4 protein-coding genes are annotated in these 3,611 nt (G+C 34.0%); 3 read left to right on the forward strand and 1 reads right to left on the reverse strand.

What is annotated here, in order from left to right:
* Positions 1 to 379: 379 nt before the first annotated feature.
* Genes B5X70_RS17485 through B5X70_RS17495 form a run of 3 tightly spaced genes read left to right on the forward strand, consistent with a single transcriptional unit; the run spans position 380 to position 3,204 of the window.
* Entirely contained in the window at positions 380 to 1,462 is a 1,083-nt protein-coding gene (locus B5X70_RS17485; RefSeq protein WP_198314188.1) for a DNA cytosine methyltransferase, read from the forward strand.
* Positions 1,440 to 2,525, forward strand: a complete 1,086-nt coding sequence (locus B5X70_RS17490; protein ID WP_079559191.1) for a DUF262 domain-containing protein — start codon at positions 1,440 to 1,442, stop codon at positions 2,523 to 2,525. Before B5X70_RS17485 ends, B5X70_RS17490 begins: the two co-directional genes overlap by 23 nt.
* Positions 2,518 to 3,204: an MAE_28990/MAE_18760 family HEPN-like nuclease gene (locus tag B5X70_RS17495; RefSeq protein ID WP_079559192.1), complete on the forward strand. Its 687-nt coding sequence runs from the start codon at positions 2,518 to 2,520 to the stop codon at positions 3,202 to 3,204. Before B5X70_RS17490 ends, B5X70_RS17495 begins: the two co-directional genes overlap by 8 nt.
* Positions 3,205 to 3,378: 174 nt before the next feature.
* Here B5X70_RS17495 and B5X70_RS18465 read toward each other — a convergent pair.
* The coding region (locus B5X70_RS18465; protein ID WP_234995095.1) for a hypothetical protein at positions 3,379 to 3,611 on the reverse strand (233 nt) is incomplete at its 5' end.

Here is a 3,611-nt window from a genome sequence, read left to right on the forward strand (position 1 = left end):
ACGGCGGACAAGGACGCAGCCCGCAAAAAAGCCACTGGTCATACACAGGTACGTTGTATGCAAGGCTAAGGAGCCGATTTACATAGAAATAACCTGATTATAAATTGAAAAACCGAATAGAAAATATAGGCTCATTGATTAAAGGTTGGTGCAAGAAAAAATTAGTTTTTACCCGACTGCTTCTGACCTTCGGGACAGTTGGGGAAGCCAGCGCACAATAGCACATTTGCAAATCGCACAAGCCACCCCACAACCAAAATTTGCAAAAGAGCTATTTTCCCAGCCCCTCCCTAAAACGCGACATTTTCTCAGTAATAATTTGAAAACTATTAAATGCATTTTGTGAATATCCAATTTCAATATTCTATATTTGTAAATTATGGGGAATACTATAAACATATCAGCAATTGACCTGTTTTGTGGTGTAGGAGGATTATCATATGGGCTAAAGAAATCAGGTATTCAAGTTCAAGCAGGTATTGATATTGATAAAACTTGTGAATTTGCCTATTCTACAAATTGCAAAGCCGATTTCATCCATGAAAGTGTCGATAAAATAAAGGGAGAAACTTTAAATGAAATTTTTGGAAATAAGTCATTTAAACTCCTGGCAGGATGTGCTCCATGCCAACCCTTTTCATCATACACATATAAATCTGACAAAAAAAAAGATAATAGATGGCAATTGCTTTATGAGTTCTCTAGGTTAATTAAAGAAACAAAGCCTGATTTTGTGACAATGGAAAATGTTCCAACTCTATTGAATTTTAAGGCTGCACCTGTATTTAATGATTTTGTAAAAGAGCTCCAAAAGAATGCATATTATGTCTGGTATGAAGTGGTATTTGCTCCAGACTATGGCATTCCTCAAAAAAGAAGAAGACTTGTTTTGCTAGCATCCAAGCATGGAGAAATTTCACTAATACCACCAACGCATACAAAGGAGAATTATATTACCGTAAAAGACGCAATTGGTCATTTGGAAAAAATAGAACATGGAGAATATTCTTTAAATGATGTTACCCATAAAGCTTCAAAACTCTCAGCACTTAATTTGCGGAGAATTAAACAATCAAAACCTGGAGGTACATGGAAGACAGATTGGGATGAAGATTTAAAGCTGGCATGTCACATGTCTGAAACTGGTAAAGGTTATGGAAGTGTTTATGGGAGAATGAAATGGAATGAGCCATCGCCTACAATGACCACATTTTGCAATGGTATTGGCAATGGTCGATTTGGACATCCTGAACAAGATAGAGCAATCTCATTGAGAGAGGCGGCTATTCTACAAAGTTTTCCAAGTAATTATCAATTTGCTCCAAATGCTAATAGTCTTGTTGCAAGACATGTAGCTAAACATATAGGGAATGCTGTTCCACCAAGGCTAGGAGAAATTATTGGTATAAGTATTAAAAATCATATTGACAATCTTAAAAATGGCAAAACGAAAAAAAAGTAAGTTCTCTGAAGAAAAACAAGCCGCAATAATCGAACAATTTAGCCAGAAATCCAAATTGTACGAGTATCGAACTAAAGACTATTCGTTTGAAGTTATCCTTTCTAAATATGGAGAAGAAGATAACGAAAATACAACATTATATGTTCCAGAATATCAAAGAGAATTTGTATGGAAAAATGATAAAAAATCTAAGTTTATTGAATCAGTTCTATTAGGTATGCCATTAACACCATTTTTGGTTTCCGAAGACGATAAACGACGTCTAGAAATAATTGATGGTTCGCAGAGAATTAGAACATTAATTTCTTTCTATAACGATGAGTTTGGGCTAAGAAAATTAGAAAAACTCAGTGAGCTAGAAAGTGCAAGATTTAGAGATTTGCCAATTAACTTGCAAAGATATTTGGAAAACCAAGATTTCAGAATAATAGTTGTCGATGATGCTACTGAAGCGATTCGTCAAGACATCTTCGAAAGAATCAATACTACTAGTGAGGGGCTCACTGACTCTGAAATACGAAAAGGGTCTTTCTCAGGCCCATTTTATGATTTGGTTCTTGAGCTTAAAACTGATAAAAATTTTAGAGAAATATGTCCAGTTTCTGATGAAAGAGAGAAACGTGGCGAATATGAAGAATTAGTATTGCGTTTCCTTGCGTACTCAGATAAATATCTAGAATTCAAACATGATGTTGCAAAGTTTTTAAATATATACCTAGAGACAAAGAATAACAGTGACTTTGAAAAGGAAGATTATAGACAAAGGTTTCTTAATATGGTTTCATTTGTAAAGAAACATTTTCCCATTGGATTTAGAAAAGAAGAAAATAACAACTCTACTCCAAGAGTTAGGTTTGAGGCAATTTCTGTCGGAACTTATCTCGCACTAAAAGAAAAACCGGAATTAACAGAACCAGATATTAATTGGTTAAATTCAGAGGGATTTAAAATACAAACGACATCTGATTCTTCAAATAATCCTAATAGATTAAAAGACAGGGTTGAGTTTGTTAGAGATGGCTTGTTAGGTAAACTTGATGAAAATAAGCTAGTTAATGGATAATACTATAATAAATTTTGAAAAAAGAAAGTTAGAAATAAATACTTACTTAGATTATCTATTACTTCTTGACAAAGATACTATTGAATTGAAGTACACTGAAAACCAAGAGGTTAAATCTAAGGAGATTGCACCAGAATTTTTAACAACCTTAACAGCAAACTCATTTTTATTACTTTATAATGTAATTGAATCAACGATACGAAATTCAATCGTTGCAATATATGATAATATAAAAGCAGAGGGGGTAACCTTTAATGAATTATCGGAAAATTTAAAAAAACTGTGGACAAAATTTGAAACAGACCGTTTTAAAGAGGGTAACTTTCGAATGGAAACCATAAGGGATTTTGTACTAGAATTTGCAAACAAAATTGTATTAAACGAAGTTGTTGTATTTTCAGAAGAGTGGATGGATTTTTCGGGAAATCTTGATGCGAACGAAATTAGATTATTAGCTGAAAAAATTGGCTTTTTAAAATCTCCCGATGGCAGAAATCTAGTAAAAATAAAAGATAAACGCAATCGTTTAGCTCATGGTGAGCATACATTTTATGATGTTGGAAAGGATTTTTCTGTGCGTGAAATAATTGAATTAAAGAATGAAGTCTTTTTGTACTTAGATGATGTTGTTAAAAATGTAGGTGATTACATTACATCTAAAAGTTATATGGTTAATTAGCCATCCCGCACAGCCAAGCACATTTGCAATTCACACAAGCCAATGCACTACCTAAAATTGCAAAAGAGCTTGTCAGCCGACTAACGCATTTTTCCCAATACTAAAACTAATTTTTCCGGAACAGTAGAGCTTCGATTGAACTGACTATTAAGCTTAAAACCTTATTTCAGTTGACTATAGTAAAGCCCAGCATACAACATCGTATATAAAACATTTGGCAGTCAGTGGGTTATTGAGCGTTTCAGCCTGTATCAAAGGCACTTGTAACTTGACAGGAAAGTGCTTCGAAATGCCAAACGTTTCATATACGTAACCGTTGCCGCCAAGTGTAGGAGAAAATAACCGATTGCTAATAAAAGGACAGAAAAAAGAATAGCCAGCCCACAAAACAGCACATTTGCAAAACC

This window comes from Alkalitalea saponilacus, assembly GCF_900168165.1.
Classification (GTDB): domain Bacteria; phylum Bacteroidota; class Bacteroidia; order Bacteroidales; family Marinilabiliaceae; genus Natronoflexus; species Natronoflexus saponilacus.

Coding starts and splice junctions, on each gene's coding strand:
- B5X70_RS17485 (WP_198314188.1), top strand. CDS start 380: ATGGGGAATACTATAAACATATCAGCAATTGACCTGTTTTGTGGTGTA.
- B5X70_RS17490 (WP_079559191.1), top strand. CDS start 1,440: ATGGCAAAACGAAAAAAAAGTAAGTTCTCTGAAGAAAAACAAGCCGCA.
- B5X70_RS17495 (WP_079559192.1), top strand. CDS start 2,518: ATGGATAATACTATAATAAATTTTGAAAAAAGAAAGTTAGAAATAAAT.